The organism is Paenibacillus sp. FSL H8-0332 (assembly GCF_037963835.1).
GTDB lineage: Bacteria > Bacillota > Bacilli > Paenibacillales > Paenibacillaceae > Paenibacillus_AQ > Paenibacillus_AQ rhizoplanae.
The window spans coordinates 3,368,596-3,383,447 of record NZ_CP150145.1; the positions used below are offsets into that span (position 1 = coordinate 3,368,596).

At 55.3% G+C, this 14,852-nt stretch carries 12 protein-coding genes; 11 read left to right on the top strand and 1 reads right to left on the bottom strand.

Features of this window, described 5'->3' with window-relative positions; genetic code table 11:
• The first annotated feature begins 147 nt into the window (after positions 1 to 147).
• From NST43_RS14575 to NST43_RS14590, 4 genes are all read left to right on the top strand, one after another.
• Complete coding sequence (locus NST43_RS14575) at positions 148 to 669, top strand: hypothetical protein (protein ID WP_339225049.1); 522 nt, start codon at positions 148 to 150, stop codon at positions 667 to 669.
• 72 nt (positions 670 to 741) lie between these two features.
• A complete protein-coding gene (locus tag NST43_RS14580) occupies positions 742 to 1,629 on the top strand; it encodes a CPBP family glutamic-type intramembrane protease (protein ID WP_339225050.1) in 888 nt (295 codons plus the stop codon).
• 298 nt (positions 1,630 to 1,927) lie between these two features.
• Positions 1,928 to 2,677: a MerR family transcriptional regulator gene (locus NST43_RS14585; protein ID WP_339225051.1), complete on the top strand. Its 750-nt coding sequence runs from the start codon at positions 1,928 to 1,930 to the stop codon at positions 2,675 to 2,677.
• Between the two features lie 50 nt (positions 2,678 to 2,727).
• Positions 2,728 to 4,224, top strand: a complete 1,497-nt coding sequence (locus NST43_RS14590; protein ID WP_339225052.1) for a right-handed parallel beta-helix repeat-containing protein — start codon at positions 2,728 to 2,730, stop codon at positions 4,222 to 4,224.
• Positions 4,225 to 4,228: 4 nt separating this feature from the next.
• Here the strand turns inward: NST43_RS14590 and NST43_RS14595 are convergent, their stop codons facing one another.
• On the bottom strand, positions 4,229 to 6,496 hold the full coding sequence (locus tag NST43_RS14595) for a helix-turn-helix domain-containing protein (protein WP_339225053.1): 2,268 nt from the start codon (positions 6,494 to 6,496) through the stop codon (positions 4,229 to 4,231).
• 256 nt (positions 6,497 to 6,752) lie between these two features.
• On the opposite strand from NST43_RS14595, the gene NST43_RS14600 reads away from it, so the two are divergent.
• From NST43_RS14600 to NST43_RS14630, 7 genes are all read left to right on the top strand, one after another.
• Positions 6,753 to 7,721 (top strand): ABC transporter permease subunit, encoded by a 969-nt coding sequence (locus tag NST43_RS14600; RefSeq protein WP_339225054.1) that lies wholly within the window; start codon positions 6,753 to 6,755, stop codon positions 7,719 to 7,721.
• Between the two features lie 15 nt (positions 7,722 to 7,736).
• Positions 7,737 to 8,606: a carbohydrate ABC transporter permease gene (locus tag NST43_RS14605; protein WP_173137343.1), complete on the top strand. Its 870-nt coding sequence runs from the start codon at positions 7,737 to 7,739 to the stop codon at positions 8,604 to 8,606.
• Positions 8,607 to 8,646: 40 nt separating this feature from the next.
• Complete coding sequence (locus NST43_RS14610; RefSeq protein WP_339225055.1) at positions 8,647 to 10,212, top strand: extracellular solute-binding protein; 1,566 nt, start codon at positions 8,647 to 8,649, stop codon at positions 10,210 to 10,212.
• A 74-nt stretch (positions 10,213 to 10,286) separates the two neighbouring features.
• Positions 10,287 to 11,813, top strand: a complete 1,527-nt coding sequence (locus NST43_RS14615; RefSeq protein ID WP_339225056.1) for an Ig-like domain-containing protein — start codon at positions 10,287 to 10,289, stop codon at positions 11,811 to 11,813.
• On the top strand, positions 11,786 to 12,586 hold the full coding sequence (locus tag NST43_RS14620) for a DNRLRE domain-containing protein (RefSeq protein ID WP_339225424.1): 801 nt from the start codon (positions 11,786 to 11,788) through the stop codon (positions 12,584 to 12,586). Before NST43_RS14615 ends, NST43_RS14620 begins: the two co-directional genes overlap by 28 nt.
• Before the next feature lie 46 nt (positions 12,587 to 12,632).
• Positions 12,633 to 13,409 carry a 6-phosphogluconolactonase gene (locus tag NST43_RS14625; RefSeq protein ID WP_339225057.1) on the top strand — a complete coding sequence of 259 codons (777 nt, stop codon included), beginning with the start codon at positions 12,633 to 12,635 and terminating at the stop codon, positions 13,407 to 13,409.
• On the top strand, positions 13,406 to 14,572 hold the full coding sequence (locus tag NST43_RS14630; RefSeq protein WP_339225058.1) for an amidohydrolase family protein: 1,167 nt from the start codon (positions 13,406 to 13,408) through the stop codon (positions 14,570 to 14,572). The genes NST43_RS14625 and NST43_RS14630 overlap by 4 nt, the downstream gene beginning before the upstream one ends.
• Positions 14,573 to 14,852: the final 280 nt, after the last annotated feature.

Below are 14,852 nucleotides of genomic sequence, written 5' to 3' on the forward strand. Positions count from 1 at the left end.
AATGTATGGATATTTGATCTGAAGACAGGAGAGGATGATATCCATCTGTTAAAATACCCTGTCATTCCTCATTCGACGACGGGAGCGCCCTCTCTCTTCCTTTCTCCAACCTTTGAGAGGTTTGTGCATGATGATGAGAGCGGACAATTGACATTCTTCAATAACAAAGGCGTTCCGCTCCATGCTGTAGCGCTGAGAGCAGATCAATATGTGCCGTCCGAGAAAATAAAGTGGAACCCTGCGGGAACCATTGCCTGGATGGATCAAGCCGCGAATGAGCATAACCGGGTCCTTGATATCGATATTGATTATTTGAAGATAGCTCCTCAGGAAATTCGATTTTTTGATCCGGACGGGCTCCCCATTGCATCCGTTCAGGCAGAGGAAGGAAGAGAGGCGGCGGTAGAGGTTGCAGGCTGGAAGGATGCTAATATTGCCGTGATGAAATCCTACACTCTAGAGCCTGCGTCCACGGACTATACAGTGCCACAGGCGAAGGATGTTTATTATTTCCTTTATGATGTGAAGAACAACAAGAAAGGAAGCTTTTCTTCTGAGTCCTTGCCGCCTAATACAACTATTAGAGTGGACCGTCAAGAGGGCGATAACGGGAATAAGGAGAATATCATGGTAAGCCGCAAGGAGATAACCTATAAAGCGAGGAAGTAATCGTTGCTGCTAATCCAGGGTTGACCCTGACGTATACTGGAGGGTTTACAATGGAAGCAGGAGGGATCACAAATGGACAAAACAACATTGCCATCATCGAACATCATAAGCTGTACACCTGCCCGCAGCTGGCTGGCAATTACAGCGCTTGGTTGGCTCGCAATGACCATAGGACTATTCACGGCCACGGTTGCCGGGAACGTTGTCCGGGCTTCCGGCGCAACGGATAACGAAATTGCCGTTGTCCAGGCTTTGACTGCGGCGCTGCTTATTGTGCTCGCGGTCTGTCTCATCCAGCGCCGGTTCCGCCTGACCGCCAGGCTGCTGCCGTTGACACCAGCCGCATTCCTGCATATGCTGGGCGGTGCAGCGTCCGCCTTGCTGATGGGGGGACTGGGCTTCATAATTACGGGTATGCTGGGCTGGACCACCATTACAGCCTGGCATTTCTCTGTGGACCTGCTGCTGGCTGTAGCCTTCAATTCATGTATTGCCTTCCTGTACGAGGCGCTGCCGGAGGAATTGTCAATGAGAGGGATTGTATACAGCGGCTTACGGCTGCGCCTGCCTGCCTTCGCAGCTTACGGCGCTCAGGTGCTGCTGTTTGTGCTGGTGCCGGTTACGGTGAACCAGCTGCAAGCCTGGAGCGGAATAGGCCGCGGAAGCAGCATTAACGCAGAATATGTGATTATGCTGTTATGTTATGGCACGATGCTTCAGCTATGGCGCAGCTTGACCGGATCACTGTGGGCTTCCATCGGCTTTCATGTGGCCTATCTGGAAATTGCGCGGTTCGTTATCTTGCAGCAGGACCGGCGCTTGCTGACATACAGTGAGCTGGAGGCAGGGACCGGTCCCGTTGTGATCCAGTTTGGTGTAATCATTATCGGCAGCGCAGGGCTGCTGGCACTGCTTAATCTGTGGCGCCGGCGGCGTCTGCGGACAGCATCTCAAGAATAAGGCGGCGCCCGACCACGCCGATACCGACATAAACTACTATGCCCAACTTTCTGTATAGTTTGATCTTGAAAATTTACAGACAGGGAAAAGTGGCGGAGGAGAATTTTGGCACTGTAGGAGCGTCAGCGACCGCCTTTGTCACCGGATTTCCACCGCGATTAGCGGTTTAAAATCAAGAAATCTGGGGACAACAGCGGCCGGAGGGCCAAACATTCTCTGGAGTCACGGCCATCCCAGGCCGCATAACTTACAAATTCAATCTATATAGCAAATAATATTCCTATTTGGAGGAAAGCCGATGTATACCGTAGGGCAGCTGTCCAAGCTAACCGGTGTGTCTGTCCGCACCCTGCATTATTATGATAAGCTGGGCCTGCTGGAGCCGGACAGGAATACCGGGAACCAGTACCGCTCATATAGCGAGAATGAGATTCTACGGCTGCAGAAGATTGCTGTGCTGAAGCAAATGCATTTCAAGCTGAGTGAAATTAAAGTGATTCTCGACAACGGTGAGGTTGCACACCATGATACTGCTGTGTGGAGCCGAGCACTTACGCAGCAGATGGTCTTCGTGAAGCAGGAGCAGGAGAAGCTGCGGGCGGTAGAGCATCTGCTGTTCTCCACCTTGTACGCTATGCGGGCAACCGAACAAGTAAATATTGAGGAGATGCTCGGATTTATCCGTGAGCTTGAACAGCCTTCCCAGGGTCTACAGCTGCGGCAGCAGGCCTTCACTCCGGAAGAGCTTGAGGTGCTGCCGATTAACGATGTAAGCAATCCGCTTGCTATGGAGTGGTCCGATATCCTCAGACGGGTCTCTGGACTGCTGGCAGAACCGCCCGATTCACCAGCGGCGCAGCAACTTGCGGCCTCTATTATAGAATACGCCGACAAGATGTTCGGCGGTGATGAGCAGCTGATACAGAAATATTGGGAGTACATTACACCGCAGGAGGGACAAGCTGCACGGGTGTACGGGATGACCACCGAGGTCATGCAATATATGGATGCAATCATCCGTATTTATTTGGGTGAGGATGATAAATAAGCTGAGAAGAGAGTGGATAGATGCTTAGAATTTTCTGGAGATCGGCTATTATGCTTAGTATTATCGCTTTACCCGGATGTTCCGGCCCCCGGAACACGCCGTTATCAGTTCAATCTCCGCCGGAAGCTAAGCCGGAATACACACAAAGTACAGCTCCGGCCCCGAAGTCCAGTGCAGCGCCGCAGCCAAATAAGACCAACACGTACTATGTGGCTGTCGATGGAGCTGATAGTAATCAAGGGACCATAGATTCTCCCTGGAAGACGCTTCAGCATGCTGCGGACCTCGCAAAGCCGGGAACCCGTGTCTATATTCGCGGAGGCGTGTACCATCAGAAGCTGCAGATCTCCAAGGGAGGCTCGAAGGATGCCGGTCCTGTCATATTCGCCGGTTATCCGAATGAGAGGGCGGTTCTTGACGGCGAAGGCCTGCCGGTTGACGGGCTGGAGGGGATGGTCGAGATCCATCAGGCCAGCTATGTAACGATTCAGCAACTGGAAATCCGCAATTACAAGACAGCATCCCGTGGCGACATTCCCGCAGGTATCTATATTCACGGTTCAGGGATGGACCTCTCTGTGCTCAATAACCGCATTCATTCCATAGCCAATACGGCCACGCCTGAAGGGGACGGGCTTACCGGGAGGGATGCCCATGGGATTGCCGTGTACGGAACCGAAGCGAAGGAAGCGCTGCAAGGACTGATTATTGATGGCAATGAAGTGTACGATTTGGTGCTTGGCTCAAGTGAGGCGCTGGTTGTGAACGGCAATGTGGATACTTTTGAGATTACGAACAATATCGTTCATGACAGTGACAACATCGGGATCGACCTGATCGGATATGAGGGAACGGTGGGAGACGAGCGGGTCGATCAGGCGCGTAACGGAACGGTCACAGGAAATGTAGTCTACGGGATTTCGTCCAATCTTAATCCGTCTTACGGGAACCCAGTACCGAATGACAGCCATGCGGCAGGTGGAATCTACATCGACGGAGGAAGGTCCATCCGGGTGGAGCAGAACCGCTTATATGACAATGACATAGGCCTTGAGCTTGCTTCCGAACATGAGGGAAGGCTAACCAGTGATATCACGGTAAAGGACAATCTGATCTACCGCAACCGGCTGACCGGCATTGCCATGGGCGGTTATGACGAGGAGCGTGGAGGTACCAGCGATAGTATCATCGAGTCTAATACGCTCTACAAGAACGACCTGCTGGGCGACGGTAACGGCCAATTGTATCTGCAAGCTAACTTAAGGGGTAATGTCATTACCCGCAATATTATCGTAGCAGGTGATTCCGGCGTTATGATCAGCAACGAATATACAAGCAACAGCAATAATACGCTGGACGGCAACCTTTATTATGCAGCAGCAGGTGCAGATCAGGCCTTTTGGGTATGGAAAAAGAAGGAATACCCCGGCTTCGCCTTCTATCAGCGCGGCACGGGGAACGATTCCAGCTCGCAGTTTGCCGATCCGCAGTTCAGGGACACCGCCCGTGATGATTTCCGGCTGAAGCCGGGGTTCCCCGTCCGATAAACGCCTAACTGTGATTCTCCCAGGCATCCCGCTTGCGGTATTCACCCGGCGTTAAGCCGGAGCTGCGCTTGAACGTGCGGATGAACGAGTTCACATTCTGGTAGCCGACCTGAAGTGCGATATCCTGGATGCGCAGGTCGATGTTCGTCAGCAGCTCCTTGGCCCGTTCGATCCGCAGCGTGTTCAGATATTCGCTGAAGTTGATCCCGGTTTTCTCTTTGAAGATGCTCGACAAATACCCCGGAGTCAGATTCAGCTTGTCGGCTACAATGTTCAGATTAATATCCTCCCCGTAATGCTTGTCCAGATACTCTAGTACGAAGCTGATAACCGGATCACGAATCTCCGAGCCATTGCGGATGGCCGCAAGCACCGGAGTGAGCAGTTGGCTCAGCCATTCGCGGTATTGAACGGTGGAATAGAAGGCGGCGAACGGCTCACCGGAGAGCGCAGAGAGAAGCCCCGCTTCAAGCTCCGGCAGATTCTGCTTCATGACTGTTTTGCCTGTCTGCTCTACAACCCCGCGGGCAAATGTCCGGAAATCCTCAGCGGTGGCATCCTTATTCCGAAGCTGCTCCAGTTGACGCTCCACCCAGCCGAAGACTGCTTCTTCGCTGCCGGATTGCAGCAGGTTATGCAGTTCATCCCCGTACGTTACCTTCATATGGAACGCTTTGGCTGACGAGGCCCGCGGCTCCACAATAATCTGGGTCTCCCGATTTAATCTGCGTTCCTTCAGCAGTACCGTCAGGTTATGGTAAGCATCGGTGAACGGGGTTTCCCCCGAATATACCGGACTGACTGCAATGGTGAGGTAAAGGGAATGCTCCTCCGCCAGCAGCTCCTGCAAGGTGCCTAGCACCTGAAGAATTCCGCTCTGCGGACCGGGATCGAAGAGCAGCAGCAAGAGCAGATCCTGCTCCGGCTGCAAAGCAACGTTCTCGGATTCCTCCCCGGTGAACAGGCGCTGAATCAGCTGCCATAATGCCAGTGTATGCTTCTCCGGCTCCTCCGGGAGGCGGGTGAAGCTGAGCTTGAACAGGATGGAGGCATACGGCCGTTCGGAATGCAGCGCATCCTCCAGCTCGCTCAGGCTTGCGTTCAGCGGAATGTTTTTCACCTTATGGGTATACGCATACTGGCGGACCAGCGAATTCTTGTGCGCAAGATCGTTCTGGATGAACCGGTTGTTCTCCATGATCGAGCTCAGGCGGTCGCCGATAATGGCGAACTCCTTGACGCTGCTCACCTTGCCGGGGGCGCTGCCCGATTTGCGGTCGAACGCGGCGATCAGGCGCTGGAGCGGCTGGTTCAGCCGGTAGCTGAACAGGAGGGAGAACAGAAGGCTGACCAGCACCGCAGCAGCGAGCAGAACGGCGAGCAGCAGTCGCATGCCGCGCAGCCCGCTCGCAATGGCGGCAACCTCGGTGACCCGGACGTAGGTGAAGCCGGTCTGCGCCCCTTTTTGATAGAAATAATAGTTGTCCCCGATCCGCTCATGTGAGCTTGTAGTAACGGCATACTCCAGCGCTGGCAGCTCCGTCTCTGCGGTGGAGAAGAGCAGTTGGTCCTGCGCATCCATTATATAGAAGGGATTCTTCCCGGCATCCCCGTACGCCTGCTCCAGCCGCTGCGGATTCAGCATCACAATGCCGTAGACCTCTTCATAAGGAATGGCCTTGATCATGACCGGCATCAGCCGCCCGAGCGCACGCGAGGAATTCATCGTAGTCTCTGTGAAGGAGGCGGCAGGGAGGACCTTCAGATACTGGTTGTCCATGGTCTGTGCGCTCCAGAAGTCCGCCGGATACTCCCCGCTGTAATAATATTTGCCGAACATGTCGCTGGTGCTGCTAAGCCCTTCTTTTTCGAGTACATAATCCTGCTCCTTGAAGTACAGAATGAAATTCTCAATATGCAGAAAAGGATTCCCGTACAGCGTCATCAGATCGGACTTAACCTCGCTGACAATATCGTAATGCCGGTTCTCCTTCAGATGGCTGAGAATGCCCAGATTGGCGGTCCACGTATCCGACTGGGTGAGCGCCAGAATCATATTCTGGGTCAGCCGGAAGTGATTCTCATACCCTTCCACCGTCTGCTTCAGACTCTGCTCATTCTGCCGGACGACCTCCTGATAGACCTTGCCGCTCAAGTATAGATGTGAGAACAGATTAAAGGAAGCTAGCAGCAGGATGATGCTCAGGAAGCTGAGCATGAGCTTGACGAACAAGCCGCTAAGGGCAAATTGGCTGGTCAGCGGTCTCTTCATATGTAGTCCCCCTTCAGGTGCAGCCGCTTGGTTATTGTTTTATCCTATCATAGCGGCATAAAGCTGACACGCACAATATGCACTTTTACCGATTTATACGCAGGTAGCGGGAAATATGCAGATATGGCGAAAAGTTATATAACATGCTGATAGCGCTTACCGAACGATTGCGGCTATACTTCGGAGACAAACCCGGGAATCACCGGGGAAGTAAGCTGACATCCAAGCCATCATTAAGAACGTGAGGGGAATGCCTATGGCTCAACCGAGTGCAGTACAAGACAACTTGCGAAAGGAACTGAAGAATCCCTACCGGCGGAAGGGGCGGCGGCTGCGGACCTGGCACCATAACAAAGCACTATGGCTGCTGTTCCTGCCGTGCCTGCTGTATTATCTGATTTTCCGGTATGCACCGATGTTTGGCCTCGTCATTACGTTTAAGGATTATAATCTGTTCAAAGGGATCTGGGCCAGCGACTGGGTGGGGCTGAAATACTACCGGATGTTTTTGGAGAATCCTGACTTTTGGCCGCTGATGAAGAACACTTTACTGCTGGGCCTGTACAAGCTTGTATTCGGGTTCCCGGCTCCCATCATCCTGGCTATTCTGCTGAACGAAGTGCGCAAGGCAACATTCAAAAAGTTCGTACAGACTGTCAGTTATCTGCCGCATTTCATCTCCAATGTCATTGTGGCGAGCATGGTCATTATGTTCCTGTCGCCCACCGGAGGGCTGATTAACAATCTGCTGGGCACGTTCGGGATTGGACCGATTAACTTCATGAATGAGCCCGGGTTATTCCGGGGGATCTATGTCCTGTCGGAGATCTGGCAGCATATCGGCTGGGAGACCATCATCTATCTGGCCGCTCTAACGGCGATTGACCCGCAGCTCTATGAAGCGGCAGATATGGACGGGGCCAGCCGGATGCGCAAAATATGGCATGTCACGCTGCCCGGCATCTCACCGGCGATTGTCATCACCCTGATTCTGAATATCGGCAAGGTGCTGGAGATCGGCTTCGAGAAGGTCTTCCTCATGCAGAACCCGGCGATCTACGATACGGCAGATATCATCAGTACCTATGTCTACCGGGTCGGGATGGAGCAGGGGAACTTCAGCTACGGTGCCTCCATTGACCTGTTCATGGGCATCATCAGCCTGATCTTCATCTATAGTGCCAATTACATCAGCCGCCGTGTCAGCGAGACAAGTCTATGGTAGAAAAGAGGTGTGGTGATGAGATCACCGAAGTTTTCCTGGTTTAACGTGGTCAGCACGGTCTTCCTGCTGGGGGTTGTAGTGATTACGCTCTATCCGTTTCTGCACATGCTTGCGGTATCCCTAAGCAGTGATGTCAATGTCATCAAGAACAACATCTCGTTCTGGCCCAAGGGCTTCAATGTGAATATGTACGAGCTGGTGCTTGGAGACCCGAAGATCTGGACGGCCTATAAAAACACGCTGATCTACACCGTGCTAGGCACCCTGATCTCGCTGGTAGTTACTTCCACAGGAGCCTATGCGCTCTCCCGCCGGGATATGGCGCTGCGGGGTACCTTCACCCTGTTGATCGTCATCACGATGTTCTTCAGCGGAGGAATGATCCCGACCTTCCTCGTTGTCCGCTCCCTGGATATGGTGGACACCGTATGGGGCATGGTGCTGCCGGGCGCGGTCAGTACCTGGAACCTGATTCTGATGCGGACCTTCTTCTCCGGCATTCCCAAGGAGCTGGAGGAATCCGGCCGCATCGACGGATTGAATGATATCGGGATCTTCATGCGGATCATTGTTCCGCTGTCGAAGGCTTCCTTCGCCACGATTGCTTTGTTTTACGCCGTGGGCATGTGGAACAACTTCATCTACCCGTTGCTGTATCTGCGCACCCCGGATCTGTTTCCGCTCCAGGTGCTGCTCCGCAATCTGGTGCTGGCGGGAAGTGCCAGCTCGGGGGATGTGACCGGGATCGGGGGAGATAATCAGGTCGTTGAAGAATCGCTCAAATATGCGACGATTATGGTATCTACCCTGCCGATTCTCACGGTATATCCGTTTGTTCAGAAGTATTTTGTCAAAGGCGCCATGATTGGCGCGGTGAAAGGCTGATCAGCCTGCGCCATAATTACATTTAAGGGAGAGATGATGAATGAACAAATGGAAGTCTGTAATGCTGCCCCTAGTAACTGCCGCCATGCTGGTGACGGGCTGTAGCGGAGGCAACAACACTAGCACCCCGCCTGCTGCTACTGGTACATCCGGCGGAGATGCCGCTGCCACTGCCGGGGCGAAGCAGGAGCACACCTTCACCGCACTGCTGGACAACAACGCCACCTTCCCCTATTCCAAGGATTGGCCGGTCTGGGGCTGGATCAAGGACAAGACCGGCGTAACTCTGGAGGTGCAGACGCCTTCCGGGAAGCTGGCCGAAGCGCTGAACCTGGCGGTAGCCTCCAATGTCCTGCCGGACCTGATGTATATGCCCAACCGCAAGGAATCGAACAAGTTCGGGCAGCAGGGTGCACTCATCGATCTGATGGAATACATGGACAAGCTGCCGAATTTGAGCGCATGGATGAAGCAATATCCGGATGAGGCGAAGGCGGCGCTCTCGGCCGACGGCAAAATGTATATGTTCCCGAACCAGGGCTTCGGGGAGACGAACCGCATGATCTGGATGTACCGCCAGGATGTTTTTGAGAAGGAAGGCATCAAGGCTCCGGCCACCTATGAAGAGCTGCATACAGCCCTCAAGACGCTCAAGGCGAAATACCCGGACAGTTATCCGCTATCGGTCCGTTACGGCCAGATCCCCGATGAGATGAATATGAGCATGACCGTTAACTATGAGACAGGGGAAGGGGCGTACTATGATTTTGACAAAAAGGAATGGCGTTATGGTCCGACGGAGGAGAGCTACAAGGAGATGGTCGGCAGATGGAAGCAGTTCTATGATGAAGGGCTGATTCCGCCGGACTTCCTCTCCTTACAGACCAAGCAGTGGCAGGATATGGTCTCCACCGGCAAGTCGTTCGTGACAGTTGATTACATCAGCCGGGTGGACTTCTTCAATAATGCGATGCGCAAGGAGAATCCTGAGTTCAATATGCAGTTCATGGCTCCTCCTGCCGGGCTTCCCGGCGGTAAACAGCTGAATCCTTATTTTCATTATATGGAGGGCGGACTGACGGTCGCTTCCACCTCCAAGAATATCGAAGACATCATGAGTTACATGGACTTTTTCTATTCGGAAGACGGGCGGACGCTCAGCAGCTGGGGCGTGGAAGGCGAGACGTATGTGAAGGAAGGCAGCGCGATCAAGTTCAAGCCGGAATTCACCGATGTCATTGAGATGCGGAAGCAGACGGGGCTGCAGACCAGCGGAACCTATACCTGGATTGACTTCGACGCCCATCTGTCCCTGTTCTCGGAGGACCTGAAGCACGCCTATGAAGAAGCCGTCAACTATGATCCGGCCAATATGCAGCCGCGTCCGGCCTTCACGGAGAAGGAGAATGAAGTCATCTCGATCACCGGGCAGGCGATCAAGAAGCACCGCGACGAGAGCTTCGCGAAGTTCGTCACCGGCTCCCGCAAGCTGGCCGACTGGGATAAATATGTGGAGGAAATGAACAATCTGGGCGTAGACAAGCTGCTGGAGACGTATAAGGAAGCGTATGACCGCGTGCAGAATATTCAATTAAGCAGCAACTAATTACAGGGCAGAACCGCAGAAGCACAGGCAAGGCATTCATGGTAATCGCTTGACCATTAAAGGAGGCGCCGCTTATGAAGCAATGGCTGCAAGGCTTTGGCAAACGGCTTGGATGGATTCTGTGGGTGGTAAGTCTGATTCTGGTTATTTCAGCAGTGGCGGTCCCGGGCACAGCCCGGGCCGCAGGCACCCTTACACTGGATGAACCGCCCGGGGGATATGGTTCCTCCGGAGGGCCGGTGGAGGTCAGCGGCACCTATACCGGACTGTATGATGTCCGGTTGTATGTGAACGGGACGGCCCAGTTCGAGGTGCTGCTGGATGACCCGGACGGGGATGACAGCGGCAGTTGGTCTTATACGCTCGACACCTCCCGTTACAACGGTTCAGTGGAGCTGGTGGCACGCGGGCTGGATACCACCACCCGCTACGGGGTGTGGAGTCCGTCTGTCACCCTTGAGGTGAACAACCCCGCAGGTGTTGCGCCAGTGGTGACGATTACGGGTCCGGACGAAGGCGTGTCCTTAAGCGGACAGGTGAATATCACCGTCCAGGCGCAATCATCCTTGCCGGTCTCGGCCGTGCAGGTCCGGGTGAACCGGGGACCGTGGCAGCAGGCCGCTTATAACGGCACGGAATATGTATATGTCTGGAATACGGCGGGCATCGGTGACCGCACGATCAGCCTGGAGGCCCGGGCCACGAATGCGCCCGGACGCTACGGCTACAGCCCGACCGTCTATGCGCAGGTCGGTGCCGGCACGCATGAGCCGGCGGTTCCTCTGCCCGATCAGGACCGGGCCATGTGGATTTGGGAGCCGGAAAGCTATAAGCTGCTGCTGAATCCGGGTTCGCGGGAGGTGCTGGAGTCCTTCGTTACGGACACCGCAACCTTCGGATCAAAGCCGGTGACGACGCTGTATCTGGCTGTGGGCAACTACGCGGGCTACCGGGCGCTGGAGGAGCAGGAGGATGAGCTGCGCTCCTTCATGCGCTGGGCGCATGAGCGGAACTTAAGCGTCCATGCCCTTGTCGCGGGCGGAACCTCCCCGGCTTATATGGGTGCTTATGAGCGCTACCATAGTCATGCTGTCCGGGAGATCGAACAGATTATCAACTACAATCTTGCGGTGGATGCGGATGAGAAGTTCGATGGAATCAATGTGGACATCGAGCCGTATATATCCCCGGACTTCAAAGATCCAAGCAAATTCCTGCAAATGGAGTACCTGGATGGCCTGCGTAAAATGATTGACCGCCGCGATACAGCAGGGATACAGCTGCCCTTCGGACCGGCTGTGCCCAAATGGTACGATTCATCCGAGCAGGGGGCGAATATCCAGTGGAACGGTACAACGAAATGGTTGTCTGAGCATATCCAGGATATCTCCGATTATATCTCCATCATGGATTACCGGGATTCCGCAGACGGAACCGCCGGCATCATTGCCGGAGCTGCCGGTGAGCTGGCCTACGCCGAGGCGATCGGCAAGCCGGATTCGAGCCGCGAAGAGTACAGGCAGCCGGTTATTATTATGCCAGCGCCCATGACCTTCCGCACACCACCGCGCTGCTGCCGCATGGAGGGCTTAGCGGATTAACCCTATCGTCAGGCAGCTGGGACAAGCCTTTTGCCGCCAGTGACAAATCCTATACCGTAACAGTCAACAGCAATGTAACTTCGCTGCAGGTCACACCGGTTACCGCCAAGGCGTCGGATGCATTGCGGGTTAACGGACTGCCCGTGGCATCGGGAACAGCCGCATCCGTTACGATCGGTTCAGAGCCTGCTGATGTCTCGGTCCTGGTGTACCACGAGGATGGAACCGCAGATCTCTATCTGCTGCATATCGAGAGAAGTCAGACGGCAGATCCGGTGATCCCGGTGACCATGGATGCCTTTGTCCATGAGCACCAGCCCTCCGCTAATTTCGGTCAGGAGCCAGTGCTGGAGGTCGCCGACCTTCCGAACGCACTGGGCGGAGGGGACCGCATCGCCTTCATGAAGGCCGATCTTAATCTCTCTGGGACGGCGGTGCAGTCCGTAACCCTGAATGTGTATGTCACTGCTCCCCCGGCTTCCCCGGTTACACTTGCACTAAAAGGGTACACCAGTGCGCAGTGGACCGAGAGCGGCATCACCTGGAATAACCGCCCTGTCACCGGCGGAGCGAATCTCGGAACAGTCCGGGTCACCGGGGGCGGGTGGTACAGCGCCGATGTGACCGCTTATGTTGTCGCGGCAGCGGCGGCTGGACTTACGCCGACCTTTCAGTGGAGCGACCCCAACACTTCCGGCATTGTTGTATCGCTGGCCAGTTCAAAGAATTCGGATAACAAGCCATATCTGCTGGTGAACAGCGGAATCTATTAGAGAAGGGGCGGTCACTTCCGCCCCTATAAGGAGGAGAGGGTTCATCATGGAAGAGACGTTGATTCCGGCGGCAGGGCATCTAGTGGAGCGTATACGCGTTCTGGTCTATAACCAGCGCAGCCAAATGGGAGCAGCAGCGGCAGGAGCGGTCGGGCAGAGCATCAGAGACTTGCAGGGGAAGTCCCAGGCTCCGGTCCGCATTGTATTTGCCGCAGCTCCGTCACAGAATGAGTTGTATGAGGGACTGGTTAGAGAGCAGGGGATTGACTGGTCCCGGGTGCATGCTTTTCATATGGATGAATATATCGGGCTGCCGGCAGTCGCTCCCCAGCGCTTCGGAAACTACTTGCAGGAACGGTTGTTCAGCATAGTCAATCCCGGACGGATTGAGCTGCTGGGCTGGACGGGCAATATTGAAGAGGAGTGCCGGAGATACGCGGCGCTGCTGAATGAAGCTCCTATTGATATCGTCTGTCTGGGGATCGGGGAGAACGGGCATGTTGCGTTCAATGATCCGCCTGTAGCCGATTTTGCCGATCCGTTTCTTGTGAAAGCAGTCGAATTAGACGAAGACTGCCGGACGCAGCAGGTGAATGACGGCTGCTTCGCCAGCCTGGACGATGTACCTACCCATGCGCTTACACTGACCGTGCCCGCCTTGATGGCAGGTCACCATCTGTTCGCCATTGTTCCCGGGAAGGCCAAGCAGGCTGCATTGCAGGCGGCGCTTCATGGCCCGCTCAGTACCGTGTGCCCGGCGAGCATCCTACGGACTCATCCCTCCATTACGCTGTTCACGGACCTGGATGCCTTCGGCTCATGAATGGTGTGATCTCGGGAAGACATTACAGAACCGGCCTGCCGCTTGAGGTCCACGTTAACGATGGTGTCATTGAAGCCGTTCATACGCTGGCCGAGAGTCAGCATATGAACGATTGGCCCTGGCTTGCGCCGGGGCTGATAGATTTGCAGGTGAATGGCGGCTGGGGGCTGGACCTGAACACGCTTCCGCTTAAGCCGGAGACCGTAGCCGGACTCTCGCGCCGCCTGCTGACCCGGGGAGTCACCTCGTATTGCCCGACCCTGATTACGAATGGGCCGGACCAGCTTGCCCAGGCAGCATCCGCGATTGATGAAGCCGTGCGGACACAGCCGGTTATCGCCGGGCAGATTGCAGGCATCCATCTGGAGGGGCCCTTCCTGTCGCCGGAGGACGGTCCGCGCGGGGCGCATCCCCTAGAGCATATCTGCCCGCCTGACTGGGAGTCCTTCTGCCGCTGGCAGGAAGCGGCGGAGGGACTGATCAGGATCATCACCGTGTCGCCCGAATGGCCGGGAGCTGCAGCCTTCATCTCCAGATGCACCGCTTCCGGCGTCCGGGTCTCCATCGGACACACAGCCGCCTCAACGGAGCAGATCCGGCAAGCAGTGGCCGCAGGCGCGGTGATGTCTACTCATCTGGGCAACGGTACACATCTTACACTTCCGCGCCATCCCCATTATCTGTGGGAGCAGCTGGCTGCCGATGAGCTGTATGGCTGCATGATTGCCGACGGCTGCCATCTGCCGGATGCGCTGCTGAAGGTGATTCTGCGGGTGAAGCAGAGCCGGGCGATTCTGGTCAGCGATGCCGTCTCGCTGAGCGGCATGGCGCCGGGTGCCTACCGGCTGCATATCGGCGGCGACGTGGTGCTGACGCCGGAGGGGCGGCTGCATCTGGCGGGCCATCCGCGGCTGCTGGCCGGATCGGCCATGATGCTCCCGGACCAGGTGTCCTACCTGGCCCGGGCCGGGCTGGTGCCGCTGGAGGACGCGCTCGACTGCGCCTCGCTTCACCCGGCCCGGCTGCTGGGGCTCCCGCAGGCTGCCGGGCTTACCGCCGGTTCGCCTGCGGATCTGATCGGCTTCCGCAAAGTCGGCGGCGGAGACCTGGAGATTCAAGCGGTATGGAAGAACGGCCGGATTACAGCGGCCAAGAAGGACTAGGAGAGTAACAGAATTAAAGAACTGACTCCATTTCACATTTCATAACGGGACAGCAGAACGTTGCGTTCGTACAGAACAATCAGAAATAAATGTAGTGGAGTGGTCATAATGAGGCCATCCGGCCCAATGTAGTCGAAAAACCGAACACATTGCGATCGGACGCGGCGCATGGGCCAAATGTAATCGAAAAACCGAACACATTGCGACCGGGGACGGTGAGTAGGCCCAATGTAGTCGAAAAACCGAACACATTGCGACCGGACGCGGCGCGTGGGCTCAA

Coding starts and splice junctions, on each gene's coding strand:
- NST43_RS14630 (WP_339225058.1), top strand. CDS start 13,406: ATGAATGGTGTGATCTCGGGAAGACATTACAGAACCGGCCTGCCGCTT.
- NST43_RS14615 (WP_339225056.1), top strand. CDS start 10,287: ATGAAGCAATGGCTGCAAGGCTTTGGCAAACGGCTTGGATGGATTCTG.
- NST43_RS14585 (WP_339225051.1), top strand. CDS start 1,928: ATGTATACCGTAGGGCAGCTGTCCAAGCTAACCGGTGTGTCTGTCCGC.
- NST43_RS14605 (WP_173137343.1), top strand. CDS start 7,737: ATGAGATCACCGAAGTTTTCCTGGTTTAACGTGGTCAGCACGGTCTTC.
- NST43_RS14625 (WP_339225057.1), top strand. CDS start 12,633: ATGGAAGAGACGTTGATTCCGGCGGCAGGGCATCTAGTGGAGCGTATA.
- NST43_RS14595 (WP_339225053.1), bottom strand. CDS start 6,496: ATGAAGAGACCGCTGACCAGCCAATTTGCCCTTAGCGGCTTGTTCGTC.
- NST43_RS14610 (WP_339225055.1), top strand. CDS start 8,647: ATGAACAAATGGAAGTCTGTAATGCTGCCCCTAGTAACTGCCGCCATG.
- NST43_RS14600 (WP_339225054.1), top strand. CDS start 6,753: ATGGCTCAACCGAGTGCAGTACAAGACAACTTGCGAAAGGAACTGAAG.
- NST43_RS14580 (WP_339225050.1), top strand. CDS start 742: ATGGACAAAACAACATTGCCATCATCGAACATCATAAGCTGTACACCT.
- NST43_RS14590 (WP_339225052.1), top strand. CDS start 2,728: ATGCTTAGTATTATCGCTTTACCCGGATGTTCCGGCCCCCGGAACACG.